The organism is Planktotalea sp. (assembly GCF_050633725.1).
Lineage (GTDB): Bacteria > Pseudomonadota > Alphaproteobacteria > Rhodobacterales > Rhodobacteraceae > Planktotalea.
In genome coordinates, this window is record NZ_JBOEHB010000019.1 from 16,057 (window position 1) to 41,180 (window position 25,124).

Consider the following 25,124-nt stretch of genomic DNA (forward strand, 5'->3'; position numbering starts at 1 on the left):
AGCACGTGTTGCTCAGATCCGCACTCAGATCGAAGAAACAACATCTGACTACGATCGTGAAAAGCTGCAAGAGCGCGTTGCCAAACTGGCAGGCGGTGTTGCTGTTATCCGCGTTGGCGGCATGACAGAAATCGAAGTCAAAGAGCGTAAAGATCGTGTTGACGATGCACTGAACGCGACCCGCGCTGCGGTTCAAGAAGGTGTTGTTGTTGGCGGCGGTGTTGCTCTGGTTCAGGGTGCAAAAGCGCTTGAAGGCCTCGAAGGCGAAAACAACGACCAGACTGTTGGTATCAACATCGTTCGTAAAGCAATCGAAGCGCCTCTGCGTCAGATCGCTGAGAACGCGGGTGTTGACGGTGCGGTTGTTGCGGGCAAAATCCGCGAGAGCGACGACGTCACATTCGGCTTCAACGCACAGACAGAAGAGTATGGCGACATGTTCTCCTTCGGCGTTATCGACCCTGCAAAAGTTTGCCGTACAGCGCTTCAGGACGCAGCATCCGTTGCATCCCTGTTGATCACAACAGAAGCTATGGTTGCAGACCAGCCTGAGAAGGGTGGCGCAGCAGGTGGCGGCATGCCTGACATGGGCGGAATGGGCGGCATGGGCGGCATGATGTAAGCAAATTCAACTTTGTTGAATTGCGAAATCAGCCTCCATACCGGAGACTAATTAGGGGTCGCCTTCGGGCGGCCCCTTTTCGTTGGAGTGATGGGTTTTAAAGCGAGACAGCTTTTATCGCCAATTCATTCGCGAAAATTTGGCCATCCCGCATGCTTGTCGACGCAGCAAGAGGCGCAAGCTCTGGGTGGCGCAAAAGGATCGGTGTATCTGCTAGATGCAGCTGCGCTTCCAACGCCCTCGATAGAAATACCGGAAGGGTTTTGAGTACGGCTAGATCATCAACCTTGCTTCCCACCAAGTCCAGCTGAGCGAGCTTCGAGTGCCGCGCCACAGCTGATAAGTCTGAGATCATTGTGTTGCGAATGCTCAGGAACTCTAGCGATTTTGCCTCTTCCAATCCGTTGAGAGATTTGAAACCAACACCAGAAAGCATGAGACGTTCCAGCGCGCTGAGATCAGGAAAACTGGAAATAGTCGCATCGGGATCGGGGCTCGAAAAGGACACCCGTTTTAGTGATTTCAAATTTCCAAGCGGCGTTAAGTCTATCGAACCTATAAGATCAAAGTGCAGGAAGGCGAGTTTTTGAAGAGGCTTGAGCGGCGTCAATGAAACCTTGCTTTGTAGGCTAGCCGAAAGCGAATTCAGCTCTTTACATGCGCTGACCCAAGCCAGCGATGCCAGACGGCTGTCTCGGCCTGATCGGAACTTTTCCAATTTGTGTAATGCTGACAAAGCGCTGCTATCGGCTAAATCATGCACCGATATTGTGAGATCACGCAGGTTTGTAAGGGCGGCAATCGGGGCAAGGTCACGCACTTTGGGCAGATAGAGATTTGCCGTTGTTAATCGCGCCAAGGCGGCAAGCGGCGCGATGTCATCTACCTCGGACGATTTCAGGGAAAACTCCTCTAACGCTGACTTGCCTCTTAGCCACTGCAGATCGCCAGACGGCAATTCTCCGATGCGCAGGACAGTTAAGCAGTCTTTGCCTACCAGTGCAGTTGGAGTAGTCAGCGTGCTTAGCGACAAGTCCAGCTTGCGCAGGTTGGGAAACGATGTCGGTCCGCCAAGCTGGGACACCGTGCATCCCATGATGTTCAATTCTACAAGGCTTGGAATGTCTGGCAAAGTGGCAATGCATTGCTCTGATAAGTTGGCAAGGCGAAGTGATTTCAAACACTTGAGCGATTTCAGAGGGCCTAGGTTCGCGATCGGCGAGGCGTTTAATGTCAGCTCTTCTAGCTCTTTCAACGCTCCAATGTTCGAGATATCCGCGATGTTTGAATGGCGAATTTCGAGCGTTTTCAGATCATCCGCCAGCTCTGCGATCTCTGGGACCAGGTGATCGGGGGTATCCCCGCTGATTATTTTTCGACGTGCGTTGCTGTCAGCATGACGTCTGATCGACCACTGCGCGAACTCAACTGGATCCGCAGGCACACCGCGGGTATTCAGGACAGGCTTTTTTCTGCGGCGTTTGAAAAACTTGAACATTAAACCCGAACTGTTGTTTGTGTGCTGACCACAATAGCCGATCAAAGTGTGCCGCAAAATAGCAGGATTACATCGGAAAAAACTGGAATTTTGGCTGCTGCGGTAATTGCTTGTTTGCTAATTTGCTCTAATCCCCTTATCGCAGTGCAAACGCATAAAAACGAGCAGCCAATGTCCCCAGACCCTAGAATGCACAATCACAAAGCCGCACGTGAGTGGGTCACTGTTTTGGCGAAGTACCGTGAACCTGATACAATACGCAGTAGCTTTGAGCTTGGCGTGAGTGTTATTCCCTTCATCGCACTATGGGCGATGGCCTGCTGGATGGCGTCTTTTAGCTACACCGCTGCATTTGCGATTGCGCTTTTGAATGCGGGTTTCTTGCTGCGCCTTTTCTGCATTCAACATGACTGCGGGCATGGTTCCTTCTTTGACAACCGCAATGTGAGCGACTGGATTGGCCGCGCAATTGGTGTCTTCACCCTGACGCCTTATGACGTTTGGCGCCGCACACATTCGATCCACCACAGCCACGCTGGCGATCTTGGGCATCGCGGGATTGGCGATGTGATGACGCTGACGATTGACGAATACAACGCTCGCACGCCTTTTGGCCGCTTTATGTATCGCCTTTATCGTCATCCTGCGGTTCTGTTCGGCCTTGGCCCAACTTACCTGTTTATTTTCCAGAATCGTCTTCCCTTGGGGCTGATGACGCAGGGCGCAAAATATTGGGTCTCAGCGATGGGCACCAATATCGCGATGGCGGTTATTGGTTTTCTTATCGTTTACTTTATCGGCTGGCAGGCGCTGGTTCTTGTGACGTTGCCAACGATTATTCTGGCTGCCTCTGTCGGTGTTTGGCTGTTTTACGTGCAGCACCAGTTTGAGGATACTCACTGGAAAGAGCATAAAGATTGGCAATTGCACGAAGCTGCGCTGCATGGCAGTTCGCATTATGATTTGCCGGTTGTTCTGCGCTGGTTCACTGCCAACATTGGCATTCATCATGTGCATCACCTTTATAGCCGCATCCCGTTCTATCGCTTGAACGATGTACTGCGCGACCATGAAGAACTCGTAGATTGTGGCCGTATGACGTTAATGCAAAGCTTCAAATGCGCGAGCCTTGATTTGTGGGATGTTAAGCAGAACAAGCTTGTGTCGTTCAAGGAAGCGAAAGCGTGATCCAAGCTGTTTAGGCTTTGGATTGACACTTTCGCGTTTATCACACATTTTCTGCCGTAAGGGGCCCGCGAACGCCCTGTGAGGCTTCGGTCCAAGTTTCGCGTCCTTGATTCACCCCCAGCTTACGGGAGGACGCGACATGACCGCTCCAAATACAATACTGCCAGCGCAGCTTTCGCGCTTGATTGGAACACCAGATGTGCCTGTCTTGGTAGACATACGCATTGACGAGGATTTTGCCGAAGACCCTCGCTTAATCCCCACTTCGTTCAGACATCCATTCACTCAGATCGCAGAACTCGCCCCTTCTTTAGTCGGGCGAAAAGTCGTCGTCATTTGCCATAAAGGGAAAAAGCTCTCGCAAGGGGCAATGGCATTGCTGCGCTGCTCTGGCGTGGATGCCGAGGTCCTAGAAGGCGGGGTTGTGAGTTGGTGCGACTTTGGCGGCGCGATGATAAAGGCCGATGTATTGCCAGCGCGCGGCGCGCTTTGGGTAACGCGTCATCGACCAAAGATAGACCGTATCGCTTGCCCATGGCTGATCCGTCGTTTCATTGATCCAGATGCGCGCTTTTTGTACGTCGCCCCGTCGGAGGTTCTGGCTGTTGCTGAAAAGTTCAACGCGATTCCGTTTGACGTGGACGGGGCGGATCTGAGCCATGGTGAAAACAGTTGTAGTTTTGATGCGTTGCTCGCGCGGTTCGAGTTGAATTTACCAACGCTTGACGAGATGGCACAGATCATTCGAGCGGCTGACGGAACACCAAGTGCCATATCTGCGGAAGCCGCTGGCTTGCTGGCGATTTCACTTGGCCTGTCTCGCATGTACAAAGATGATCTAGAGCAGCTTGAGGCCGCATTACCAATGTATGATGCCCTTTTTCGCTGGGCGCGTGATGCTAAGACTGAAACCCACGATTGGACCGCGCATGGAGGTAAGGCATGACGTCGCTCTCTGAATTATTCAGAACCTTCGGAAAAATCGGATGTCTGTCCTTCGGAGGCCCTGCTGCCCAAATTGCGTTGATGCACAAAGAACTTGTGGACACGCGCAAGTGGCTTTCCGAGCAGGAGTTCCTATCGGGACTTTCGTTTTGCATGTTGCTGCCTGGGCCAGAGGCGATGCAATTGGCCACCTATTCGGGATGGCGTCTTCGCGGCACTTTAGGGGGCTTGATTGCAGGTTTGCTCTTTGTTTTGCCGGGCGCTGCGGTGATCTTAGCGCTTGGCGCGATCTATGTAACCTATGGCGACGTTCCACTGGTTCAGACCCTTTTCTTGGGGGTGAAAGCGGCGGTTCTTGCGATCGTCTTGGAGGCATTGATCAAAGTGGCGAAACGCGCGTTCAACCAGCCTTTGCACTGGGCCTTGGCGCTTGCCAGTTTTATTGCGATATTTGTCTTTGCCTTGCCGTTTCCAGCAGTCATCGGCGTTGCGGCTTTGATTGGGTATCTGACAACGCCAGCTGCGGCGCATGTGCCAACGCCGAGTGTTCCACTGGCTCAGACAGCACTAACCGTCCTTATTTGGCTCGCGATTTGGTGGCTGCCGATCCTTGGGCTTGGCTTTCTCATCGGCCATGATTTTCTGTTTCAATTGTCGATCTTCTTCTCAAAGCTGGCGACAGTGACGTTCGGCGGTGCCTATGCGGTGCTTGCCTATATGGGGCAAGAGGTCGTGCAAAGCCTTGGCTGGATTAGCGCCGCTGAAATGATTGACGGTTTGGGCCTTGCCGAGACTACGCCGGGGCCGTTGATACTGGTGACGCAATTCGTCGGCTTTTTGGCGGGCTTCAATGACTCTGGTATGGGCCTCGCGATCTTGGCATCGCTTGTGACGCTCTGGGCGACATTTGTGCCGTGCTTTTTATGGATTTTCGCTGGCGCGCCCTACATCGATTGGATTTCTTCACAGGCCCGATTGAGCGGAGCGCTTTCTGCGATCACCGCTGCGGTTGTCGGCGTCATTGCGAACCTGTCGATTTGGTTCGGTCTTAATGTTCTGTTTGCGAGCGTTGAGCGTACTCCGCTCGGCTGGCTTCCTGATCTGTCGACGTTAGATTGGCAGGCTTTGGTTCTCAGCATGGTTGCAGGTGTTTTGCTGTTAAGGCTACATTTCGGGATCATGAGCGTGCTTGCGGTCTCGGCAGGTCTTGCATTGGGGCTTTCGTTGATATGAAGCTTTTCTGGCTGATCGCGCTCACTATGACAGCGTTTGCCTCAAACTCTGTCTTGAACCGATTGGCGCTGTCGCCGGGAGATACGGGGCCGGCGAGCTACGCCGCGATCCGCCTCGTTTCTGGCGCGATCATGCTGGCTGTGTTGGTTGCGTTGCGAAGTCAGAAAAAACCAAAGCTCAGTCGCCACGCGTATTGGAGCGCAGCAATGCTTGCACTCTATGCGCTTGGCTTTTCGTTTGCATATATCACGCTGCCGACTGGGGCAGGTGCATTGATCTTGTTCGGGGGTGTTCAAGTCATGTCTTTTGCGATCACGCTCGCGAAAGGGCAGCGGATCAGCATGTTTAACTGGATTGGCGCTGGATTGGCTTTCGCGGGGCTCTGTTATCTTCTTTGGCCAGATGAAGGCGCAGCGATTGATCGTTTGGGCGCTGGCCTTATGCTTATCGCGGCGCTTGGCTGGACGCTTTACACCCTTGCAGGAGCGCAATCGCGTGATCCGCTTGGCGCGACAACACTTGCATTCATTTTGGCCGCGCCCGTCGGCATGCTTGCGTGGTTGATCATGCCCGATGTCGCGAGCCTGCGCGGCGTGCTGTTCGCCATCCTATCAGGCGCAGTTACGTCCGGGATGGGCTATGCGCTGTGGTATCGTGTTTTGCCCCACTTGAGCATGCCAATTGCTGCCGTAGCACAGCTTACTGTACCCGTAATTGCAGCGCTTGGCGGAGCAGTGTTTTTGGGCGAGGGACTCACGTCGCGCTTTGCGATAGCCACGGTTATGGTTCTTTGCGGCGTTGGCTTATCCATCGTCGGGCAAGCGATGCGAAAATAGGCAAACTGCCGCGCAATTTCACAAACCTCTTTAGTCTGGGCTTTAAAGCCCCTATCTGGGATTCATGATCCGATACGCGCTTGCCTTTGCATTGTTACCGATTTCTGCCGCCGCAGATTGCGTTGTGCTGTTGCACGGCCTTGCGCGCACTGAAACCTCGTTCGCCTTGATGGAAGAAGCACTGCGTCTACGTGGATTTGAAGTCGTGCGTCCGGGCTATCCCTCGACGAAGGCTACCGTTCAGACATTGGTTGATATCACGTTGCCCAATGCGGTGAGCGACTGTGGCGCCGAAACCGTTCATTTCGTAACGCATTCTATGGGCGGCATATTGCTGCGTGAATGGCTGCGGGATAATCGTCCAGATAATCTGGGGCGTGTTGTAATGCTTGCACCGCCCAATAAAGGCAGTGAAATTGTCGATGTCCTTAGCGAATTCGAGGCATTTGGTTGGTTCAATGGGCCTGCGGGCATGCAGCTAAGTACGGATGAAGATAGTTTGCCAAAAACGTTGCCACCTGCTGATTTCGAACTTGGCATCATTGCAGGGGATCAGTCGCTAAACCCGTTTTTCTCATCGCTCATCGAAGGGCCGGATGATGGCAAAGTGTCGGTTGCTTCAACCAAACTTGAAGGAATGAAGGCGCACATAACGTTACCTGTTACGCATACCTTCATGATGAACAATTTTCGCGTTATTGGCGAAACGATCCTGTTTCTGGAAAATGGTAGGTTTGATCCTGAACTAGATTGGCGAGACGTCGTAAATACCGCAATCAACGAGCTAGTAGATGATGATCAAGGCGATTGAGGCCAGTTTCGAAGGTGGCCAAGTCCTGCGCAATGGCGGGGTAGTCGAAGACACGATTTCTATCGCAAATGGCACGATTGAGGACGGCCCAACTGGCCGCCGCGTGGATGCACGCGGGTTTCGAATTTTGCCGGGTATCGTAGATATTCATGGCGACGGTTTTGAACGTCATCTCGCCCCGCGTCGTGGGGCTATGACGGACATGCGCAAAGGGATCGCCTCCGCCGAAGCTGATCTGGCGAGCAATGGTATTACCACCGCAATTATGGCCCAGTTCTATAGCTGGGAAGGCGGACTTCGCGCGCCCGAGTTTGCGCGTAAGTTCCTGAACGCGTTGAGTGTGACGCGCGCGGAGCAGCTTACTGATATGCAAGCGCAGCTGCGTATTGAAACACATATGATCGAAGATTACGCGGATATGCTTGCGTTGATCGCCGAATACGGGATTGGCTATGTTGTGTTCAACGATCACATTCCGCACAAAAGACTGGAGGCGGGGCGCAAGCCTGCTCGCTTGACTGGAACCGCTCTTAAAAGTGGTCGAAGTCCGGAAGCGCATTTGGAGCTCATGAAGCAGCTTCATGCAAAGAGCGATCTGGTGCCTCAGGCGCTTGGTGCCTTTTCTAAGCAGCTCCGTGACATTGGGTGTCTGCTTGGTAGCCATGATGATGCCAGCGCCGAAGACCGCGCGCTTTTCTTGGGCATGGGAGCGCAAATTTCCGAGTTTCCCGAAACCCGTGAAGCGGCGGAGGCTGCGCGCGCAACAGGTGGAAAAATCATTCTGGGCGCGCCAAACGTAATGCGCGGGGGCAGTCATGCAGGCAATGTCTCAGCAGTAGAATTAATCGCCGATGGGCTGTGTGATGCGCTCGCGTCCGACTATCACTACCCAGCGATGCGGCAATCAGTTGGCAAGCTGGTTGAACAGGCCGCATGCGATTTTGAAACGGCTTGGCGATTGCTCTCTGGCGGCCCTGCGACGCTTTTGGGGCTAAAAGATCGCGGAGAACTTAAAGCTGGCTTGCGCGCGGATCTCTTGATCGAAGATATTGCAACTGGACGCATTGCTGCAACTTTCGCAGCGGGGCGCATGACATATGTTCAAGGTGAATTCGCTGCGCGATTATTTGCGTGCTAACGCGGCGCTGCCGCACGTTTTAGGCGGTCATTGATCGCAGCGCCCAGGCCAGTTTGCGGGATCGGCGCAACGGCGATCTTGGCGCCACCCATCGCGTCCAGTCTGTGCAAATGTCCGAACAGATTTGCAGCCGCTTCAATGAGATCCGCGGTTTCTGACAGGTTCAAATCGCATTCCATTTGCCCAAACCCAAGCGTGCGTTCGTCGTGCGCCCAAGTCTCGGCATTGAGCCGTACGCGCGCTTCGGGGGCGTAGTGGGACTCAAGCTGACCGGGAGCCGAGATTGCGCTGCCTTCAGGGTCTTTTAGAGGATGTCCTAGAACAGCTTCGATCGCTTCGCGCGGGACACCGCCTGCGCGTAGCAAAGTCGGTGCCCCGGTTAACCCAACAATTGTTGATTCAAGGCCGACCGCGCAGGGCCCACCATCCAAAACCGCTGCAATTTTGTTATCAAGGCCAGCAAGAACATGCTCGGCAGTGGTTGGGCTGATGCGTCCCGACGGGTTCGCTGAAGGCGCGGCTATGGGGCCATTGAAAGCGGCTAACAGATCTTGCGCCAAATCCCCTGCGGGGACACGGATCGCGACGCTCTCTAAACCTGCGGTGACGAGTTCAGATAGCCCTGTGTTTTTGCGCAGGGGCAGGACCAAAGACAAAGGACCGGGCCAAAATGCATCGGCAAGCGTTTGGGCGGTTTCAGACCACTTTCCAAACTCACGCGCGACATTGGCATGTGCCACATGGACGATCAAAGGATTGAAGCTTGGACGTCCTTTTGCTTGGTAGATTTGCGCCACAGCGCGGCCATTGCGCGCGTCTGCGCCTAGCCCGTAGACAGTTTCTGTAGGAAATGCGACAAGCGCGCCCGCACCGATCAGATCGCCTGCGTGCGCGACGTCTTTCGGGGATGAGGTTAACCGTTCACTCATGGATGGACGTCCTTGCTTTGACGCTGCGTTTGGGTTGCGAGGTGCATATACCCTTCAATAGGGTGCTACGAGTTTTTGAAGGCATACGCGGCAACGCGTCGGCTGCCAAGCGCCGTGTCAGCACAGCCTGCTGAAAAGCGGTCTAATAAAGAGAGACAAAATCGATGTCCTATCGCGCTCCCCTTCCTGACTATCAATTCCTCTTCGATCATATCGTTGGTTTAGATGCCGTCGTTGCACAAGAAAAATTCGAAGATGCGACGCCTGATGTAACGTCAGCTATCTTAAGTGAAGCCGGACGCTTGTGCGAAGATGTGATCGCTCCTGTTAACCGCGATGGTGATTTGACGCCGTCTCGATTGGAAAATGGTGTGGTGCGAACCTCCCCAGGTTTTGCCAAGGCGTTTCAAGCGATCGCCGAAGGTGGTTGGATCGGTATGTCAGCAAGCCCAGAGTTTGGCGGCATGGGACTGCCAATGACTGTGACAATGGCCGTCAACGAGATGATGGCAAGCTCCTGTCTTGCTTTGCAACTTGCCCCGTTGATGTCGCAGGGCCAGATCGAAGCGTTAGAGCATCATGCATCTGATGCGATGAAAGAGCTATATTTGCCCAAGCTGATTTCGGGTGAGTGGACCGGAACGATGAACCTGACAGAGCCGCAAGCGGGCAGCGATGTCGGCGCGCTTAGCTCTAAAGCAACGCAAAACGATGATGGAACTTACTCTGTCACCGGGCAGAAGATATTTATCACTTGGGGTGATCATGATGTCGCAGAAAACGTGTGCCACCTGGTGCTTGCGCGTTTGCCTGACGGCGTTCCTGGGACCAAAGGCATTAGCTTGTTCCTCGTGCCGAAATATCTGCCCGACGATGCGGGCAATCCGGGCGTTGCCAATTCGCTGAAAGTGGTGAGCCTTGAGCACAAGATGGGCCTACACGGAAGCCCGACGGCTGTTATGCAATTTGACGGCGCAAAAGGTTGGCTTGTTGGCAAGGAAGCAGGCGGAATGCGCGCGATGTTCACAATGATGAACAATGCTCGCCTTGGTGTTGGTGGACAAGGGATCGGGATCGCGGAAGGCGCTTTGCAAAAGGCGATGGAATACGCTGGCGAACGCAAACAGGGCAAAGGTCCGAAACCGGATGGCACGGGCACGATCATCGATCACGCAGACGTGCGCCGCATGCTTGGCACGATGAAGGCGGATGTGTTCGCTTCGCGCGCGATCGCGCTGATGTGCGCGGCCGCGATTGATATGGATACGGCGACTGGCAGCAAAGAGTGGGCTGCCCGCGCGGCGTTTTTGACACCCATTGCAAAGGCTTTCGGGACTGAAACAGGCATGCGCGTTGCGCAAACAGGCGTGCAGGTTCACGGCGGCATGGGCTTTATCGAAGAAACCGGCGCGGCGCAGTTTTACCGCGATGTGCGCGTAACACCGATCTATGAAGGCACGAATGGTATTCAGGCGATGGATTTGGTTGCGCGCAAGTTGATGGATGGCGGCGAGGCCGCTTATGCCCTGCTTGATGAAATCGAAGCGTTTACTGAAACGGCGCGTAAAACATGCCCGACTTTGGGTGGGCCGCTTTGGGAGGCGACAGAAAGCCTTCGTGAAGCCACGGAATGGATGCTGTCACAAGATGACTTGAACGCACGTTTCGCGGGCGCTGTCCCTTACTTGATGGCTTTTGCCCGTGTGCTCGGTGGGTATGTCCACTTGAAATCGGCACTTGCCGAGGGCGGAACAGGACCACGTACCAAGCTCGCGCGTCTTTATATGATGCGACTTTTGCCAGAGCATCTGGGTTTGCTGGCAGAGGCGCGTTTGGGTGATGATGATTTATATGCTCTTAGCGCCGATGAACTGGCAAGCGCATGAAGGATCTAGGTCCGACGCTTCGCTATCCTTGGGAAACGCCGCCAAGCGGCATTGAGGCAATAGAAGTCGCGCAAGGCGTTCTTTGGATGCGCTTGCCATTGCCGATGAAGCTGGACCACGTGAACGTTTATGCGCTCGATGAGGGCGAAAGTTGGACGATTGTTGATACTGGCTTTGACAGCCGCAAAACGCGGGCGATTTGGGCGGACTTGATTGCAGGTCCGCTAGGAGGCAAGCCAATTTCGCGGGTATTGGTGACACATCACCACCCCGATCATATTGGTCTCGCTGGCTGGTTTCAGTCCGAGCATGGCGCGCAGCTTTGGACCACACGCACAGCTTGGTTGATGGGGCGCATGTTGCAACTTGATACGCAAGACGCGCCCACACCAGAGTCGATAGAGTTCTGGCGAAGTGCTGGAATGGATCCTGACATTCTCGCAGAACGTTCAAATGAGCGCCCATTCAATTTCTCTGACGTTGTCGCGCCTCTGCCGCTTGGATATCGGCGCATAAAGCAGGGCGATACGATTCGCGTCGGTGGGCGTGATTGGGACGTTCATATGGGTAATGGCCACGCGCCAGAGCATGCTACGCTCTGGTCGCGTGATGACAATTTGGTGATTGCAGGGGATCAAATCCTGTCATCCATCAGCTCTAACATCGGTGTTTATGCGACGGAACCTGATGCCGATCCGGTAGCCGATTGGCTGGAAGCATGCGAGCGCTTGAACACCCTCGCGCGTGCAGACCACCTTGTTTTAGGCGGACATAAGCTGCCTTTCACAGGATTGCCTACGCGCATGCGCCAACTGATCGACAATCATCACGGTGCGCTAAAGCGCCTTGAGCAGCATCTTGAAACACCCTCGACGGCGGGCGAGTGCTTTGCTCCGTTGTTCAAACGCAAGATCGGACCCGCAGAATACGGCCTTGCGCTGGTTGAATCTATTGCGCATGTGCAGCACCTTTATTTCGAAGGTCGCGCGACGCGTGAAAAACGCGACGATGGTGCGTGGGTCTATTCTCGCGCTGTTTGAACGGAGAGCTACATGGACGATTTGATCAAAACTTCCGCGGAAGCCGTGGAAGCCGATGCCTTGCCGCGTCGTTTTGAAAAACACACCGACGATGGCAAATGTCTTGATGAGGTGGTCAAAGAGGGCGCAAGTGATACGCCAAACAAGCCCAAGAGCCCTGCTGAATGGGCCTATGATCGTTTGATCCTTTATATCCAGAATTTCGAAGAGCAGCTCGATAATGAGCACGAAGTCGCCATGGGGTTTACAGGTGGGGATGCCGGCGTTTTGAAAATCGAAGGGATGGGGTACTTTGACCCTGACATGGTCACGTTTTATGGCTCCGATCCCTCTGGTGGCAAAACGCAACTTGTTCAGCATGTGAGCCAGCTGAGCGTGATGCTGCGCGCGCTGCCCAAAGAAGTGGAAGCAGAGGCCCCCAAACGCATTGGTTTCAAACTTGCACGAGATGTAAGCTAAGATTGCTGAACAATTTGGGTGCGTTGCTACGTCCTAGGTGACAGACACGCTGGAATCAGATAATCAGCCCCGAACACTATTTTACGGAGAAGAACGATGGCAGAGCACAAGCACGGCGAAATGGACATTTCTGTTCAGGAAAAAACATTCAACGGCTTTATGAAATACGTAACTTGGGGTGCGGTTGTTTCAATCGGCATCTTGGTATTCGCTGGCCTCGTAAACGGTTAAGCCTTTTCTAGCGCGCCATTCATCTGTTGGCGCGCTTGTTCCTTTTAGGGGCGATTTTATGCGCAAAGTTGTTTTATGGTGTTTGTTGCCGATAGCCTTGATGGGGTGCGGTGCGAAATCTGAATGGGCTAGTGACGAACACGTCGCGCGCATGGCATATCGCGAGCCGGGCCCAGCAACGCTGACTTTGGTGACGATGATCAACAATCGTTCTGGATCTGGCGCACATACCGGGTTGGTGATTAACGCCTCTCAGCGTGTCATTTGGGATCCAGCAGGAACGTTCAAACACGCCCGCATCCCTGAGCGCAATGATGTGATCTATGGTGTAAATCCTGAGGCGTACAACGTCTACAAAAGCGCACACGCGCGCGAGACATATCATGTTGTGATGCAGGAAATTGAGGTGGCGCCAGAAGTGGCGGAAAAAGCCTTTGCCCTTGCGCGCGCAAACGGTCCTGCGGCGCAAGCTCAGTGCTCAGCGTCCACATCCCGCATTTTGTCTCAATTGCCCGGATTTGAATCTGTTGGCAGTCATCTTTTCCCGAAAAAACTGATGACCGCGTTTGGCAAACTGCCCGGCGTTAAAACAGACAAGATTTTTGAGAATGATGCTGGCGACAAAGCGACGGCATTTAAAGCTGCGCAGAACTATAAGCCACAAACATTCTGATAGAATTTCGGCCCCGTAATGGGGCCGAGAGTTTTCGATGTGCTAAGAGCTAAGAGCTTAGAGCTTGCCAAGTAAGGCTGGCGTCGGCCAGGCGTCTGCGGGTAGGCCGAGTTTCTTTTGAATATCTTGAACCGCAGCGCGGGTTTTAGCGCCTAAAATTCCGTCCGATTTTCCAACGTCATATCCACGCGATGTAAGCTTGTTCTGAAGCTGTTTCATTTGCGCCCCGTTTAAGCCTACGTCTGGGCTTCCCGCATTGTAAACCTGACCACCTTCCAAGCGCGTGGCAAAGTAGGCGGCGGTGAGGACATAGGTAAAGCTCTGGTTCCATTCAAAATAAACGCGAAAGTTTGGATAAGCGATGAATGCTGGGCCTTTTCGCCCTTGAGGCAAGATGATTGAGCTGGGCAAGCCCGCCGTCAGGTTTCCAGCGCGTGCTTTGACGCCCATGGCTTGCCAATCGCTCGCTTGACCAGAGTGATTAAGCCCAGTTTTGGACCAGTCGAAATTCTTGGGTAGGGTGACTTCTTGCAACCAAGGTTCGCCTTTGCGCCATCCCAAGCTGCTTAGCATTTTCCCGCCAGAGAGCAGTGCATCGGGCGCGGAGGTTTTCAGGCTAACGCGGCCATCTCCATCGCCGTCGATACCGTTTTCCAGAATATCTGCAGGAAGCATTTGCACCATGCCAATTTCACCTGCCCAAGCACCAGTGGTTCGCGCAGGGTCAAAATCCCCCTTTTCAAAGAGTTCGAGCGCCGCGAATATCTGTGGGCGGAAAAGCTCGGGGCGGCGGCAATCATGTGCGAGCGTGATCAATGCATTCGCGGTGTTAAAGTTGCCCTGAACTGCACCGTAGTCGGTTTCAAATGCCCAAAACGCGAGCAAGACACCGCGTGAGACCCCGTAGTCACGTTCGATTTTGTCGAAAATTGCATCATAGCGATCCCCCATCGAGCGCCCTTTGTTGATCCGACCTTGGCTGATCAAACGCCGCGAGAAATCGACGAAGGGCATTTGAAATACGCCTTGCGAGCGATCCGATTTTAGCACGGCTGGATCTTTACGAGCAGAGGCGAAAAAGCGGTCTACATTTGATTTGGCATGACCGCGCGCAACGGCTTCTTGTTTCAATTCGCCAACAAAGTTGGAAAAAGAGCCGCCGCAAGTTTGGGCAAGCAAAGGGGCCGCGCTGAGCGCTGCGACACATGCGAGGGCGGAAATGCGGGTGAGCATTGGGAACGATCCTTCAAAACAATTTGGGGCAGCTTAGAAACCGAAAAGGGCGAGGGCAAACACCAAAGATGTAAAAATCCCCCATGTGACCCAGAGTGCACGCACGGCGGCGTCAATGTCGGTTGCGCTTAGGGATTTGCGCCCTGTTTCGTTAACAAACGGAAAGTCGCGCATAACGCCGTCATAGCTGCGCGGACCCGAAAGAGCGACGCCAAGGGCGCGCGCCATTGCGGCCTCTGGCCATCCTGCATTGGGCGAGCGGTGCATGCGCGCTTCGCTGACAATGGATCGCCACTTTGGCGCTTGGGCGTAGGCCAGCATGATGATCAACGCAGTTAAGCGGGCCGGAATCAGGTTCAGCAGATCATCAAAACGCGCAGCCGCCCAGCCAAAGGCTTCGTAGCGCGGGGTGCGATAGCCGATCATGCTATCTGCCGTGTTTGTGACCTTATAGAGCAGCAAAGCGGGTAGGCCGCCGATAAGAAACCAGAACGCAGGCGCGATCACTCCGTCAGAGAGGTTTTCCGCCGCGCTTTCAATGGCGCTTCGCGCAATTGCAGGGTCGTCCATTTCCGCGGTATCGCGCCCGACGATCATTGCAACTTCCGATCGGCCTTGTTCAGTTGACTGGCGCAGCGCTGTAGCAACCTTTGCAACATGTTGGGTCAGGGATTTTTGGGCCAGCAGCATCGCCGCAATGATGATCTGAACTAAGGCACCGAATTGAGCGAAGAAAGCCCCTATCAGAACTGCGCTCACGCCAAGAGCGAACACGCTCGCAACCCCTTTTAGGCGTCGCGTTGCGCCTCGATTGAACCGTTTGTCCATCCAAGCAATCGTATGGCCCATCACAATTGCCGGATGGGTGACGCGCGACCAAAGCCATTTCGGTTCGCCTAATGCGGCGTCCAAAAACAAAGCGCAGAGCAGAATGGTCACGAAGCTCATGATCGTTCGCTGAGCGCTGCTGTCAGTCGATCCCATTGATCGGGCGCAGGCAAACCAAGCCGAATCCAGTTTTCAGAATATGGAAAAATGCGCGACCAGATATGCGCCTTTGCCAACCTGTCTTGCCACGCCTGAGCGTCGTCGACATTGTAGAGCCTAAACAGGCTGGTGCCGCCAACGATTTTAGCGCCATGCCCCGTCATTAAGGAATCCAGCTTGTCCGCGCCGCTTTCTAAGCTAAGGCGCGTTTGCTTGGCCCAGTCTTCGTCCCGCAAGGCCCGAGCGCCGATGCGCAATGCTGGACCGCTCACCGCCCAAGGGCCGATGAAATCATTAAGCCGCGCGATCAACTCAGGATCACCAATAGCAAAGCCTAAACGCAATCCCGCAAGACCCCAGAATTTTCCGAAACTTTTCAGAATGATAACGCCCTTGCGTTCGGCAAGGCTCATTAAGCTGGCATCGGGCGCAATGTCGCAAAAGCTTTCGTCGATGATTGTAATTGGGGCGCTCGCATCCTCAAAGCCCCACATGCGGCCATCGGGATTGTTGGGATGTACCAGAACGCGCGTATGTGGCTGCGCATCAGAGAACGACCAACCTTGTGCGCGAAATGCAGCGGCGTGTTCATTGTAGGTTGGCGTGGGAATATCTACGCGCGATGCGTTGAAAAGTGCTGGAAGGCGCGCGATCAAAGCTGAGGCACCGGGCGCGGGCAGGATTGCCGCGCCTTTTGGTACATTCCAAAACTCACGCGCGGCCCCGTTCAATGCTTCAAACGCGCCAGCATCTGGCAATGCGGTCCAATCTGACGACTGAAGGGTGCCAATCGGGTAAGGAATAGGATTTATTCCTGTCGATAGGTCAATCCAATCAGCGCGCGCGCCGCCAAAGCGTGCGCAAGCATCATCAATGCCGCCACCATGATCGCGTTTTGTCACGTTCATTCGGCGTCAGGCAATGGAGGATGGCGCGTAATGAAGTGACCTTTAATCGCCTTTGGCCACTCACGAAACGGGACTTGGCCCGTTTCAGATGCGGCATGCATCTTGGCGTAGTCTACGATGCCCTCTGCCGCCTCGGCGCTCGCATCAAACTTTCCTAAAGTATAGGCAAGTTTTCCAGGTGCTTGGATCGCAATGTTGCAGCTATGCGCACATCCCATGAGGCAGGCCACACGGCGGGTTTTGACTTCTGCGCCATCAGATGCCGCTGCTGCGGCCTCGATCGCGTCGGCAAGCTTTTCACCATCGGTGATCTGATCTTTCTCCGCGTCCCAATCGTCGCGTTTGCAAGTGTCGCAAACAGTTATCCAAGTGGTCATAATGTTAGCGTCCCCGCTCAATTCACGTGTTCTCAGGGTTTCAAACGGAAACATAACAAGTTCGCAAGTGTTTGTGATCAAATTTGAGAATAATTAACGTCAACTCGCAACCTTGTTAACGCTTTGTTAAGTCTTGCGAGCGACACCCGATAAAAACCAAAAACAAAAGTAAGCGGTAGTCGAATATGGACGTGCTCATTGTAGAAAGTCAGCCAGAGCTAGGTAAGCTCTGGCAATCCTGTTTGGAACGTCAGGGCATGAAGGTGCGTTTGGCGAGTGATCAAGACAGCGCGTTCGAAGCCCTCCGCATGCGCTCTTTTGATATGATCATCTTGGATTTGATCCTTGCGGATGGCCAAGCTTTGGCAATTGCGGATTATGCCAGCTATCGACGCCCCGATGCGCGGATTATCTTTGTGACCAACACCTCGTTCTTCTCGGACGGGTCGATTTTTGAATTAAGTTCGAACGCCTGCGCCTTTGTTCAAAGCGCAACGCCGCCAGAGGACCTTGCCGCGATGGTTCAACATTATGCCAGCGCGAGCTAACTGCGACTATGCGGTGCCATGAAGTCAATCACAGGATTGATCGGGATGATCCTGTTTGGATTGATGGTGTCGTGGCTATAATGGTAGTGGCGCACGATGTGGTTTAGGTTCACAGTCTCGGCAATCCCATCCATCTGATACAATGCGCGCGTGTAGTCCCAAAGGTTCGGAAAATCGGTAATGCGCTTGCGATTGCATTTGAAGTGCAAGTGATACACCGTATCAAACCGCACCAAAGTGGTGAACAGACGCCAGTCCGCTTCCGTGAGGGTGTCTCCCATCAGGTATTTGTTGTTTGAAAGACGCGCGTCCAGCCATTCAAGCGTGTCAAAAAGCGGCCAAACGGCCTGATCATAGGCTTGTTGCGTGGTGGCGAACCCAGCTTTGTAAACGCCATTGTTAACCGTATCGTAAATGCGTTCATTTACCTGCTCGATGTCGCCGCGCATTTCACTCGGCCAATAGTCATCTTGATTGCCAGTGATTTCGTTGAAAGCGCTGTTGAACATGCGAATGATCTCTGAGGATTCATTCGAAACAACAGTTTCGCGGATCTTATCCCACAAAATTGGAACGGTGACGCGGCCTGAGATTGATGGATCCGCCTTTAGATAAATCTCGCGTGCATAGGCGAGGCCGTAGAGCGTATCGCCTGTCGCTCCATCGTCGTCGGTTTCAAAGGTCCACCCGTCAGAGAGCATGTCGGGATGCACAACCGATACTGAGATATGTTCAGTAAGTCCCTTTAGGGCGCGAAAAATCAACGTGCGATGCGCCCAAGGACAAGCATGGCTAACGTAGAGATGATAACGCCCAGAAGCGGCGGGAAACCCTGCCTCACCAGACGGGCCTGCGTTTCCATCTGCTGTGATCCAGTTGCGGAATTTGGCTGTGGTTCGCTCAAACGCTCCGCCAGAAGACGTGGTGTCATACCATTGATCCTGCCAGACCCCATCAACAAGCAAACCCATCGTCGTTCCTTTCCAAACTATGTTGAAAAGCCTCATACCCTGTGCCTATCCTCAAAGATACGCATCTGTGCGCGCAGACACAGTGCAAGGCTGCACAAGGTTTGGACTATGATTTTAGCACGTTCGGAACGGCTTTGTTTGCGTCGCTTGGCGGCTACAGATATCGAAGAATTTATTGCCTATCGCAGCGATCCTGAGGTGGCGAAGTTTCAGGGCTGGGAGGCGATGGATAGAGCGCGTGCGGCAGGCTTTCTCTCTCATATGGAAAACGCGCCTTTGCTAAAGCCAGATTCGTGGACGCAACTGGGACTGGCGCGAACGAGTGATCAGCACTTGCTTGGAGATTTGGGCGTTCACATTGCGCTGGACGGGAGTGAAGCTGAGTTAGGCATAACGTTGGCGCGCGCGGCACAAGGTCGAAGTATCGGGTTCGAAGCCGTCGAAATGGTGTGCGCGTGGCTGTTTGAGCAAACCGAGATCAACAGGATTGTTGCAATCAGTCATGCGCAGAACACACGTGCGCTTGCCTTGTTGGCGCGCAGCCCGTTTGAACATACCCACGACACCAACGATTTGATCGACGGCGTCGAAACGCCAGAGCGCTGGTTCGAGCGGCGCCGCAACTAGGCTGTGATTGGCCGCGAATCCGTTTGCTCCTAGCGGCTCGCGGGCTTATACCCCAAGCAACAACGCCCTAAGGGGCCGGATAGGTGTGACGTGACGGCTGACCCAAATAGGGAGCCAAAGCGTCAGTGGTTAAGGGCGTGCGAGGCGCGCCAGCTCTCCTGTTCGGCTCGCTGAATATAAGGAGATCGCGAAATGAAAAATCTTATAACAGCTAGCTTTTTTCTGCTTTGGACCGATGCGGCTTTGGCGCATGTGGGACATTTGGCCGAGGTGGCGGGGCATGGCCATTGGCTAGGTGCAGCAGCACTAGGTGCGGCTATCGCGCTTGGTGCTTGGGCGGCGCACAATGGGAAGAAGAATGAAGCAAGCGAGGCCGATGATGCCGAGCTTGACGAAGAAGAATTGCAGGAGGCCTAGGCCCAATGACCAAGATCGGCGTCATGATTTGCGGGCATGGATCTCGCAGCCAATCCGCAGTGGATGAATTTTCGACCTTGGCTGAGAAATTGCCCCCATTTCTGCCCGATGATTGGCAGATGGAATACGGCTACCTCGAGTTCGCCAATCCAGTGATCCGCGATGGTCTGGACAAGTTGCGCGAAGCGGGTTGCGATCAGATTTTGGCCGTGCCGGGCATGCTGTTTGCGGCGATGCATTCCAAGAATGACATCCCGACGGTGCTGAATACCTATGCGGCCAAGCATGGTATCGAGGTGTCCTACGGGCGCGAGCTTGGCGTTGATCCCAAGATGGTCGCCGCTGCTGGTGCGCGCATTTCTGAAGCGGTTGAGAAGGCCAACGCAGAGCAGGGCGAAGTCGCTTTGGAAGACACTTGCCTCGTCGTGATCGGGCGCGGGGCGTCTGATCCTGATGCGAACGGCAACGTCTCTAAAATTGCGCGTCTTCTGCAAGAGGGCATGGGTTTTGGCTGGCTAGAAGTTGGCTATTCCGGCGTGACCTTCCCGCTGGTTGAACCTTGCCTCGAGCACGCGAGCAAGCTGGGTTACAAACGTGTCATCGTCTTCCCGTATTTCCTGTTCAGCGGCATTCTGATCGACCGTATCTATGGGTTCACCGATCAAGTCGCAGCCGCGCATCCTGACATTGAATTTGTCAAAGCGGGCTATCTGGGCGATCACCCCAAAGTGCTCGAAACCTTTGCTGAGCGCGTGAAAGAACAGCTCGGGACAACACCCCCACCAAGCTGCGGCGATTGCGGCTATCGCGAACAAGTTCTGGCCTTTGATAATGGCGAGCATCGCCACATCAAGCCCGAAGATCGCAATCATCCTGCCTTTGGCGCTGTGCCGCCTGCGACTTGTGTGATGTGCAAATACCGTACGCAAGTTCTTGGCTTTGAGGCCGAGGTTGGCGCAGTGCAAGAGAGCCACCACCACCATGTAGAAGGGCAGGGTGCTTCCGCGCCGGGCTCTAACGTTGCCGATTGCACGCTCTGCGATACGTTCTGTTCGGGCATGTGCCGTTTGGAATTGGCAGATGCGCATCACCACCATCATCACCACGGACATGATCATCATCACGATCATGATCACGACCACCATCACCACGCTGAATATCCCCATGCGAAACATCCGCATGGCCCTGAAAGCGCACGGAAAAACGCATGAGACCTTACGAGCGCGACCCATCCGCGATCTACGCGCAAAGCTTTGCGACCGTACGCGAAGAAGCGAACCTCGATCGCTTTGACGTCGGAATGCAGAGCCTTGCTGTGCGTTTGATCCATGCTTGCGGCATGGTCGAAGTGGCCGATCGCATCGCATTTTCACAAGGCGCGTATCTTGCAGGGCATCGCGCCCTGAAGGCTGGCGCGCCTGTTCTGTGCGATTGCGAAATGGTCGGTGCAGGCATCATTCGCCGCTATCTGCCAAACGAGAACGAGGTGATTGTCACGCTCAACGATCCACGCGTACCAGATCACGCCAAGGCGATTGGCAACACGCGTTCTGCCGCCGCTGTTGAGTTGTGGGAGCCTCATCTTGAAGGCGCAGTTGTTGCCGTTGGTAATGCACCGACTGCCCTGTTCCATCTGCTTGAAATGCTCGATGCAGGCGCGCCGAAGCCTGCTGTGATCCTTGGCTTCCCAGTCGGATTTGTCGGCGCTGCGGAAAGCAAAGCAGAACTCGCCGCGCGTCCACGAGGCTGCGAGTTCGTGGCGCTGCGCGGGCGCCGTGGTGGCTCTGCCATAGCCTCCGCAGCGGTCAACGCGTTGTCAGCGGGCCTTCCTGAGGAGCCGAAAAATGTCTGATCCTTGGCTGCATATTGTTGGCATTGGCGAGGACGGCATGGACGGTCTTGTCCCCGCCACGCGCGCCGTTGTGGAAGCGGCGGACGTCATCATCGGTGGCGACCGCCATCACCGCCTTAGCGAAAACGTTAGCGCGACTCGTGTTGCGTGGCCGTCGCCCTTTGATGCGCTGATTGATGTGCTCACCAGCTATCGCGGCAAACGTGTTGTCGTGCTCGCGACGGGTGATCCCTTGTGGTTCTCCGTCGGTGCCCGCATTGGCCGCGCGATTGATCCGAGTGAGATTACCTATCATCCGCAACTCAGCGCCTTCCAACTCGCCGCTGCGCGTATGGGCTGGTCGATGCCGGATGTGGAAACGCTGACGGTGCATGGCCGTCCTGTCGAGCAGATGATCGCCTATATTCAGCCTGATATTCGTCTGCTGATCCTGACAACCGGCGCCGAAACACCTGCACAGATCGCTGCGTTCCTGAATGAACGTGGCTTCGGACAGAGCAAGATCACGGTGCTTGCCGCGATGGGCGGCGAGAACGAGCAACGCTTTGACGGCACCGCTTCCGATTGGGCGCATGAGGTGCCTGCATTTAACACAATGGCTGTTGAGTGTATCGCCGCGCCTGATGCAGCGCTTTTGCCGCGCGTGCCGGGTCTCGCGGATGAGTTGTTCCAAAGCGACGGCACGATGACCAAGCAGGAAGTGCGCGCCGCGACTTTGGCCAAATTGATGCCCATGCGCGGCGCTTTGCTCTGGGATATTGGCACGGGCTGCGGCTCTGTCGCTGTCGAATGGATGCGCGGCGCGCGGTATGCTCGTGCAATCGGGATCGAACCGCGCGCGGATCGCCGTGCAATGGCAGCGGCGAATGCGCTGGCTTTGGGCGCACCCAAATTGGAATTGATCGACGCTAAAGTGCCAGAAGCTTTGAGCGGTCTAGATGCGCCCGATGCAGTTTTCATCGGTGGTGGCCTATCGGAAGAGGTGTTTGACGCTGCATGGACAGCCCTGCGCCCTTTGGGTCGTTTGGTTGCCAATGCGGTGACCTTGGAAAGCGAAGCGGTCTTGATCGCTTTGCACAAGAAGCATGGCGGGCAGTTGGTGAAACTGCAAGTGAACCGTGCTGAACCTATCGGGCCTTTGACAGGCTGGCGTCCTTTGATGCCTGTGACGCAGTGGAGCTTGATCAAACGATGAGCGGTAAACTTTATGGTGTTGGTCTGGGTCCGGGTGATCCTGACCTTATGACGCTGCGTGCGCATCGATTGATTTCGAGCGCTCAGGTCATCGCCTATCCTGCGCTCGCAGGTGCGGACAGTTTCGCGCGCTCGATAGCCGCGGATGTGATCCCTAAAACTGCGCGCGAGATCGTCATGGATGTTCCCATGAGCGTCGAGCGCGCGCCGGCGCAAGAAGCCTACGACAAGGGTGCAGCGGATATCGCAAGCGCTCTGCAGGCTGGCGATGACGTCATTTGCCTCTGTGAGGGCGATCCGTTTTTCTATGGCTCCTTCATGTATCTCTTTGCGCGGCTCTCGGATCGTTTCGACGTCGAAGTGGTGCCCGGCGTGACTTCGATCACCACCTGCGCGGCGCGTGCAGGCATGCCGCTGGCCGCGCGCAATGAACGGCTGACAGTTCTACCCGGCCCCTTGCCCGAAGCAGAGTTGCGCGCGCGCATTGAAGGCGCGGAAAGCGTTGCGATCATGAAGGTTGGTCGCCACCTTGCGAAAATTCGCGGCGTGATTGATGGGCTGGGGCTGACGGATCGCGCTGTTTATATCGAGCGCGCAAGCCTGCCCGAAGAGGTCGTGCTCCCCCTCAAAGATGCGCCTGAAAAGGCCCCCTATTTTTCGATGATTTTGCTCACGAAAGGAGCCGATCCATGGCTGTGAGACCCGTTGTAATCGCGCTGTCGCGCTCAGGTGAAGCAACCGCGCATGCCGTGGCCCAAGCCATTGGCGCGCAGGTGCATGGCCGCGAAGGGCGCGTTGATGTGGCCGACACATTCTTTGCCAATGCGCTGGATCATGCGCGCGAACTCTTCGCGGCGGGCACGCCAATCATTGGCGTTTGTGCGAGCGGTATTTTGATCCGCGGCGTAGCGCCATTGCTCAATGATAAACGCGCAGAGCCGCCTGTGATTTCTGTCTCTGACGACGGCGGCGTTGTTGTGCCGCTGCTTGGCGGTCATCGCGGAGCCAACCGCTTGGCGCGCGACATTTCTAAAGCGCTTGGCACCGTTGCTGCGGTGACAACTGCCGGCGATGTGGCAATGGGCGTAGCGCTGGACGAGCCGCCTGCGGGCTATGCCTTGGCGAACTCTGAAGACGCCAAGGGCGCAATGGCTGCGATGCTTGGCGGCGCTGGGGTATCGGTGCAAGGCGAGAACATTTTTGACATCGAAAGCACAGATGGCGGTGTTGAGTTGCGCGTCACGGATGCGCCTTCTACGGGTTCTGAAACCGCGCTCGTTTACCATCCACAAAAATACGTTCTTGGCCTTGGCTGCGCACGCAACGCTGATCCGGTTGAGATGTGGGCGCAGGTTGAAACCGTTCTTGCAGAAGCGGGCATCGCGCAAGGCGCAGTCGCTGCTATCGCCTCGATTGATCTTAAAGGCGATGAACCTGCGATGATCGAAACCGCCAAGCGGCTTGGCGTTCCACTGCGTTTGTTCACGGCCGAAGAGCTGGAAGCCGAGACCGCGCGTTTGGAAAATCCATCGGATGTGGTTTTTGCAGAAGTAGGCTGCCACGGAGTGAGCGAAGCGGCGGCCTTGGCGTCTGTCGGCGCGACTGGATCGCTTCGCGTTGCGAAACGTAAAACAGCAAATGTTACCGTTGCCTTGGGTGAGGCGGTTTCGCCAATTGTTGAATTGCAGGGCCGCTCGCGCGGACGCTTGTCAATCGTTGGCATCGGCCCAGGTCAAGCGAGCTGGCGCACACCAGAGGTCTCGCGCCTCGTGGCGGATGCGGAAGAATTGGTTGGCTACGGTCTTTACATTGATTTGCTTGGACCTTTGGCGATTGGCAAGGTCCGCTCTGATTTCCCATTGGGCGGCGAAGAAGCACGCTGTCGCTATGCTCTAGAGCAAGCAGCGCTCGGTAAGAATGTCGCTTTGGTGTGTTCTGGTGACGCTGGCATTTATGCAATGGGCGCGCTTGTGTTTGAATTGATGGATCGTGGCCCAGATGAACTGGGCGTCAGTGATGCCGCGCACCGCGTCGAGGTTGTCTGTTCGCCGGGTGTGTCTGCGTTGCAAGGCGCGGCAGCACGTGCGGGCGCGCCATTGGGGCATGACTTCTGCGCGATTTCTCTGTCAGATTTGTTAACACCGCGCGATGACATTTTGCGCCGTTTGAAGGCGGCTGCTGAGGGCGATTTCGTAATCGCCTTTTACAACCCAGTTTCCAAAACGCGCCGCACACTGCTTGCCGAAGCGCGCGACATTTTGTTGAAGCATCGCCCTGCGGATACGCCTGTAATGCTGGCCTCTTCCTTGGGGCGCCCTGAGGAAAACGTGCGGTATCGCCGTTTGGATGAGCTGGAGGTGGATGAAGTGGATATGTTGACTGTCGTTCTTATCGGCTCGTCCAATTCCAAACTAGCGCAGCTCGGGGAAGGCCCCCGCATGTACACGCCGCGTGGCTATGCGCGCAAAATTGACGGTGATCTGTCTCAGCAGGCGTCGTGAATTGAGTTTATTTAGGAAAA

The 25,124-nt window shown here is 55.0% G+C and carries 27 protein-coding genes; 20 read left to right on the top strand and 7 right to left on the bottom strand.

The genetic code is table 11. From position 1 onward, the window contains the following. Positions 1–622, top strand: a 622-nt coding sequence (locus tag ACRBCU_RS14885; protein ID WP_431366179.1) for a TCP-1/cpn60 chaperonin family protein, incomplete at its 5' end; no start/stop codon positions are given. Positions 623–719: 97 nt separating this feature from the next. Here ACRBCU_RS14885 and ACRBCU_RS14890 read toward each other — a convergent pair. Then, positions 720–2,120, bottom strand: a complete 1,401-nt coding sequence (locus ACRBCU_RS14890) for a hypothetical protein (RefSeq protein ID WP_431366180.1) — start codon at positions 2,118–2,120, stop codon at positions 720–722. A 171-nt stretch (positions 2,121–2,291) separates the two neighbouring features. On the opposite strand from ACRBCU_RS14890, the gene ACRBCU_RS14895 reads away from it, so the two are divergent. The 6 genes from ACRBCU_RS14895 (at position 2,292) to ACRBCU_RS14920 (ending at position 8,271) form a co-directional block, all read left to right on the top strand. Beyond that, entirely contained in the window at positions 2,292–3,308 is a 1,017-nt protein-coding gene (locus ACRBCU_RS14895; protein WP_431366181.1) for a fatty acid desaturase, read from the top strand. A gap of 139 nt (positions 3,309–3,447) precedes the next feature. Further along, positions 3,448–4,254, top strand: a complete 807-nt coding sequence (locus ACRBCU_RS14900; RefSeq protein ID WP_431366182.1) for a chromate resistance protein ChrB domain-containing protein — start codon at positions 3,448–3,450, stop codon at positions 4,252–4,254. Continuing rightward, positions 4,251–5,486 carry a chromate efflux transporter gene (gene chrA / locus ACRBCU_RS14905; protein WP_431366183.1) on the top strand — a complete coding sequence of 412 codons (1,236 nt, stop codon included), beginning with the start codon at positions 4,251–4,253 and terminating at the stop codon, positions 5,484–5,486. Before ACRBCU_RS14900 ends, chrA begins: the two co-directional genes overlap by 4 nt. Then, positions 5,483–6,322, top strand: a complete 840-nt coding sequence (locus ACRBCU_RS14910; protein WP_431366184.1) for a DMT family transporter — start codon at positions 5,483–5,485, stop codon at positions 6,320–6,322. The genes chrA and ACRBCU_RS14910 overlap by 4 nt, the downstream gene beginning before the upstream one ends. Positions 6,323–6,386: 64 nt before the next feature. Continuing rightward, on the top strand, positions 6,387–7,133 hold the full coding sequence (locus tag ACRBCU_RS14915; RefSeq protein ID WP_431366185.1) for an esterase/lipase family protein: 747 nt from the start codon (positions 6,387–6,389) through the stop codon (positions 7,131–7,133). After that, positions 7,114–8,271 carry an alpha-D-ribose 1-methylphosphonate 5-triphosphate diphosphatase gene (locus tag ACRBCU_RS14920; protein ID WP_431366186.1) on the top strand — a complete coding sequence of 386 codons (1,158 nt, stop codon included), beginning with the start codon at positions 7,114–7,116 and terminating at the stop codon, positions 8,269–8,271. The genes ACRBCU_RS14915 and ACRBCU_RS14920 overlap by 20 nt, the downstream gene beginning before the upstream one ends. Here the strand turns inward: ACRBCU_RS14920 and ACRBCU_RS14925 are convergent. After that, on the bottom strand, positions 8,268–9,200 hold the full coding sequence (locus tag ACRBCU_RS14925) for an L-threonylcarbamoyladenylate synthase (RefSeq protein WP_431366187.1): 933 nt from the start codon (positions 9,198–9,200) through the stop codon (positions 8,268–8,270). The two genes, ACRBCU_RS14920 and ACRBCU_RS14925, sit on opposite strands and share 4 nt — an antisense overlap. A 164-nt stretch (positions 9,201–9,364) precedes the next feature. Here ACRBCU_RS14925 and ACRBCU_RS14930 point away from each other — a divergent pair, with 164 nt between their 5' ends. The 5 genes from ACRBCU_RS14930 to ACRBCU_RS14950 all read left to right on the top strand — a co-directional run bounded on the left by ACRBCU_RS14930 (position 9,365) and on the right by ACRBCU_RS14950 (position 13,489). Beyond that, a complete protein-coding gene (locus ACRBCU_RS14930; protein ID WP_431366188.1) occupies positions 9,365–11,086 on the top strand; it encodes an acyl-CoA dehydrogenase in 1,722 nt (573 codons plus the stop codon). Then, on the top strand, positions 11,083–12,126 hold the full coding sequence (locus ACRBCU_RS14935) for an MBL fold metallo-hydrolase (RefSeq protein ID WP_431366189.1): 1,044 nt from the start codon (positions 11,083–11,085) through the stop codon (positions 12,124–12,126). The genes ACRBCU_RS14930 and ACRBCU_RS14935 overlap by 4 nt, the downstream gene beginning before the upstream one ends. Before the next feature lie 12 nt (positions 12,127–12,138). Continuing rightward, entirely contained in the window at positions 12,139–12,585 is a 447-nt protein-coding gene (locus tag ACRBCU_RS14940) for a DUF6173 family protein (protein ID WP_431366190.1), read from the top strand. Between the two features lie 96 nt (positions 12,586–12,681). Next, positions 12,682–12,816 carry an aa3-type cytochrome c oxidase subunit IV gene (locus ACRBCU_RS14945; RefSeq protein ID WP_431366191.1) on the top strand — a complete coding sequence of 45 codons (135 nt, stop codon included), beginning with the start codon at positions 12,682–12,684 and terminating at the stop codon, positions 12,814–12,816. 58 nt (positions 12,817–12,874) lie between these two features. Further along, complete coding sequence (locus ACRBCU_RS14950) at positions 12,875–13,489, top strand: hypothetical protein (RefSeq protein WP_431366192.1); 615 nt, start codon at positions 12,875–12,877, stop codon at positions 13,487–13,489. Between the two features lie 57 nt (positions 13,490–13,546). On the opposite strand, the gene ACRBCU_RS14955 is transcribed toward ACRBCU_RS14950, so the two are convergent. The 4 genes from ACRBCU_RS14955 to ACRBCU_RS14970 are packed head-to-tail and all read right to left on the bottom strand — an operon-like array spanning position 13,547 to position 16,994. Then, the gene (locus ACRBCU_RS14955; RefSeq protein WP_431366193.1) at positions 13,547–14,722 is read right to left on the bottom strand and encodes a lytic murein transglycosylase; all 1,176 of its coding nucleotides are present in this window, start codon (positions 14,720–14,722) and stop codon (positions 13,547–13,549) included. Between the two features lie 33 nt (positions 14,723–14,755). Beyond that, positions 14,756–15,670 (bottom strand): adenosylcobinamide-phosphate synthase CbiB, encoded by a 915-nt coding sequence (gene cbiB, locus ACRBCU_RS14960; RefSeq protein WP_431366194.1) that lies wholly within the window; start codon positions 15,668–15,670, stop codon positions 14,756–14,758. Beyond that, entirely contained in the window at positions 15,667–16,617 is a 951-nt protein-coding gene (locus tag ACRBCU_RS14965; protein WP_431366195.1) for a threonine-phosphate decarboxylase, read from the bottom strand. The genes cbiB and ACRBCU_RS14965 overlap by 4 nt, the downstream gene beginning before the upstream one ends. Further along, entirely contained in the window at positions 16,614–16,994 is a 381-nt protein-coding gene (locus ACRBCU_RS14970; protein ID WP_431366196.1) for a DUF1636 family protein, read from the bottom strand. Before ACRBCU_RS14970 ends, ACRBCU_RS14965 begins: the two co-directional genes overlap by 4 nt. Positions 16,995–17,179: 185 nt before the next feature. On the opposite strand from ACRBCU_RS14970, the gene ACRBCU_RS14975 reads away from it, so the two are divergent. Further along, positions 17,180–17,542 carry a response regulator gene (locus ACRBCU_RS14975; protein WP_431366197.1) on the top strand — a complete coding sequence of 121 codons (363 nt, stop codon included), beginning with the start codon at positions 17,180–17,182 and terminating at the stop codon, positions 17,540–17,542. On the opposite strand, the gene ACRBCU_RS14980 is transcribed toward ACRBCU_RS14975, so the two are convergent. Next, positions 17,539–18,513 (bottom strand): glutathione S-transferase family protein, encoded by a 975-nt coding sequence (locus ACRBCU_RS14980; protein ID WP_431366198.1) that lies wholly within the window; start codon positions 18,511–18,513, stop codon positions 17,539–17,541. The two genes, ACRBCU_RS14975 and ACRBCU_RS14980, sit on opposite strands and share 4 nt — an antisense overlap. A gap of 108 nt (positions 18,514–18,621) precedes the next feature. Here ACRBCU_RS14980 and ACRBCU_RS14985 point away from each other — a divergent pair, with 108 nt between their 5' ends. From ACRBCU_RS14985 to cobJ, 7 genes are all read left to right on the top strand, one after another. Next, entirely contained in the window at positions 18,622–19,140 is a 519-nt protein-coding gene (locus ACRBCU_RS14985) for a GNAT family N-acetyltransferase (RefSeq protein ID WP_431366199.1), read from the top strand. A 192-nt stretch (positions 19,141–19,332) separates the two neighbouring features. Then, positions 19,333–19,557: a DUF6732 family protein gene (locus ACRBCU_RS14990; protein WP_431366200.1), complete on the top strand. Its 225-nt coding sequence runs from the start codon at positions 19,333–19,335 to the stop codon at positions 19,555–19,557. Between the two features lie 5 nt (positions 19,558–19,562). Next, a complete protein-coding gene (locus tag ACRBCU_RS14995; protein ID WP_431366201.1) occupies positions 19,563–20,768 on the top strand; it encodes a sirohydrochlorin chelatase in 1,206 nt (401 codons plus the stop codon). After that, entirely contained in the window at positions 20,765–21,409 is a 645-nt protein-coding gene (locus tag ACRBCU_RS15000) for a precorrin-8X methylmutase (RefSeq protein WP_431366202.1), read from the top strand. Before ACRBCU_RS14995 ends, ACRBCU_RS15000 begins: the two co-directional genes overlap by 4 nt. Continuing rightward, complete coding sequence (gene cbiE / locus ACRBCU_RS15005) at positions 21,402–22,604, top strand: precorrin-6y C5,15-methyltransferase (decarboxylating) subunit CbiE (RefSeq protein ID WP_431366203.1); 1,203 nt, start codon at positions 21,402–21,404, stop codon at positions 22,602–22,604. The genes ACRBCU_RS15000 and cbiE overlap by 8 nt, the downstream gene beginning before the upstream one ends. Beyond that, complete coding sequence (cobI, locus tag ACRBCU_RS15010) at positions 22,601–23,302, top strand: precorrin-2 C(20)-methyltransferase (RefSeq protein ID WP_431366204.1); 702 nt, start codon at positions 22,601–22,603, stop codon at positions 23,300–23,302. The genes cbiE and cobI overlap by 4 nt, the downstream gene beginning before the upstream one ends. Continuing rightward, positions 23,293–25,104, top strand: a complete 1,812-nt coding sequence (cobJ, locus tag ACRBCU_RS15015) for a precorrin-3B C(17)-methyltransferase (protein WP_431366205.1) — start codon at positions 23,293–23,295, stop codon at positions 25,102–25,104. Before cobI ends, cobJ begins: the two co-directional genes overlap by 10 nt. The last annotated feature ends 20 nt before the right edge of the window (positions 25,105–25,124 follow it).

What these genes read in the sequence shown, in the direction of transcription:
- ACRBCU_RS14890 (WP_431366180.1), bottom strand. Translation starts at nt 2,120, where the DNA reads ATGTTCAAGTTTTTCAAACGCCGCAGAAAAAAGCCTGTCCTGAATACC.
- ACRBCU_RS14895 (WP_431366181.1), top strand. Translation starts at nt 2,292, where the DNA reads ATGTCCCCAGACCCTAGAATGCACAATCACAAAGCCGCACGTGAGTGG.
- ACRBCU_RS14900 (WP_431366182.1), top strand. Translation starts at nt 3,448, where the DNA reads ATGACCGCTCCAAATACAATACTGCCAGCGCAGCTTTCGCGCTTGATT.
- chrA (WP_431366183.1), top strand. Translation starts at nt 4,251, where the DNA reads ATGACGTCGCTCTCTGAATTATTCAGAACCTTCGGAAAAATCGGATGT.
- ACRBCU_RS14910 (WP_431366184.1), top strand. Translation starts at nt 5,483, where the DNA reads ATGAAGCTTTTCTGGCTGATCGCGCTCACTATGACAGCGTTTGCCTCA.
- ACRBCU_RS14915 (WP_431366185.1), top strand. Translation starts at nt 6,387, where the DNA reads ATGATCCGATACGCGCTTGCCTTTGCATTGTTACCGATTTCTGCCGCC.
- ACRBCU_RS14920 (WP_431366186.1), top strand. Translation starts at nt 7,114, where the DNA reads ATGATGATCAAGGCGATTGAGGCCAGTTTCGAAGGTGGCCAAGTCCTG.
- ACRBCU_RS14925 (WP_431366187.1), bottom strand. Translation starts at nt 9,200, where the DNA reads ATGAGTGAACGGTTAACCTCATCCCCGAAAGACGTCGCGCACGCAGGC.
- ACRBCU_RS14930 (WP_431366188.1), top strand. Translation starts at nt 9,365, where the DNA reads ATGTCCTATCGCGCTCCCCTTCCTGACTATCAATTCCTCTTCGATCAT.
- ACRBCU_RS14935 (WP_431366189.1), top strand. Translation starts at nt 11,083, where the DNA reads ATGAAGGATCTAGGTCCGACGCTTCGCTATCCTTGGGAAACGCCGCCA.
- ACRBCU_RS14940 (WP_431366190.1), top strand. Translation starts at nt 12,139, where the DNA reads ATGGACGATTTGATCAAAACTTCCGCGGAAGCCGTGGAAGCCGATGCC.
- ACRBCU_RS14945 (WP_431366191.1), top strand. Translation starts at nt 12,682, where the DNA reads ATGGCAGAGCACAAGCACGGCGAAATGGACATTTCTGTTCAGGAAAAA.
- ACRBCU_RS14950 (WP_431366192.1), top strand. Translation starts at nt 12,875, where the DNA reads ATGCGCAAAGTTGTTTTATGGTGTTTGTTGCCGATAGCCTTGATGGGG.
- ACRBCU_RS14955 (WP_431366193.1), bottom strand. Translation starts at nt 14,722, where the DNA reads ATGCTCACCCGCATTTCCGCCCTCGCATGTGTCGCAGCGCTCAGCGCG.
- cbiB (WP_431366194.1), bottom strand. Translation starts at nt 15,670, where the DNA reads ATGAGCTTCGTGACCATTCTGCTCTGCGCTTTGTTTTTGGACGCCGCA.
- ACRBCU_RS14965 (WP_431366195.1), bottom strand. Translation starts at nt 16,617, where the DNA reads ATGAACGTGACAAAACGCGATCATGGTGGCGGCATTGATGATGCTTGC.
- ACRBCU_RS14970 (WP_431366196.1), bottom strand. Translation starts at nt 16,994, where the DNA reads ATGACCACTTGGATAACTGTTTGCGACACTTGCAAACGCGACGATTGG.
- ACRBCU_RS14975 (WP_431366197.1), top strand. Translation starts at nt 17,180, where the DNA reads ATGGACGTGCTCATTGTAGAAAGTCAGCCAGAGCTAGGTAAGCTCTGG.
- ACRBCU_RS14980 (WP_431366198.1), bottom strand. Translation starts at nt 18,513, where the DNA reads ATGGGTTTGCTTGTTGATGGGGTCTGGCAGGATCAATGGTATGACACC.
- ACRBCU_RS14985 (WP_431366199.1), top strand. Translation starts at nt 18,622, where the DNA reads ATGATTTTAGCACGTTCGGAACGGCTTTGTTTGCGTCGCTTGGCGGCT.
- ACRBCU_RS14990 (WP_431366200.1), top strand. Translation starts at nt 19,333, where the DNA reads ATGAAAAATCTTATAACAGCTAGCTTTTTTCTGCTTTGGACCGATGCG.
- ACRBCU_RS14995 (WP_431366201.1), top strand. Translation starts at nt 19,563, where the DNA reads ATGACCAAGATCGGCGTCATGATTTGCGGGCATGGATCTCGCAGCCAA.
- ACRBCU_RS15000 (WP_431366202.1), top strand. Translation starts at nt 20,765, where the DNA reads ATGAGACCTTACGAGCGCGACCCATCCGCGATCTACGCGCAAAGCTTT.
- cbiE (WP_431366203.1), top strand. Translation starts at nt 21,402, where the DNA reads ATGTCTGATCCTTGGCTGCATATTGTTGGCATTGGCGAGGACGGCATG.
- cobI (WP_431366204.1), top strand. Translation starts at nt 22,601, where the DNA reads ATGAGCGGTAAACTTTATGGTGTTGGTCTGGGTCCGGGTGATCCTGAC.
- cobJ (WP_431366205.1), top strand. Translation starts at nt 23,293, where the DNA reads ATGGCTGTGAGACCCGTTGTAATCGCGCTGTCGCGCTCAGGTGAAGCA.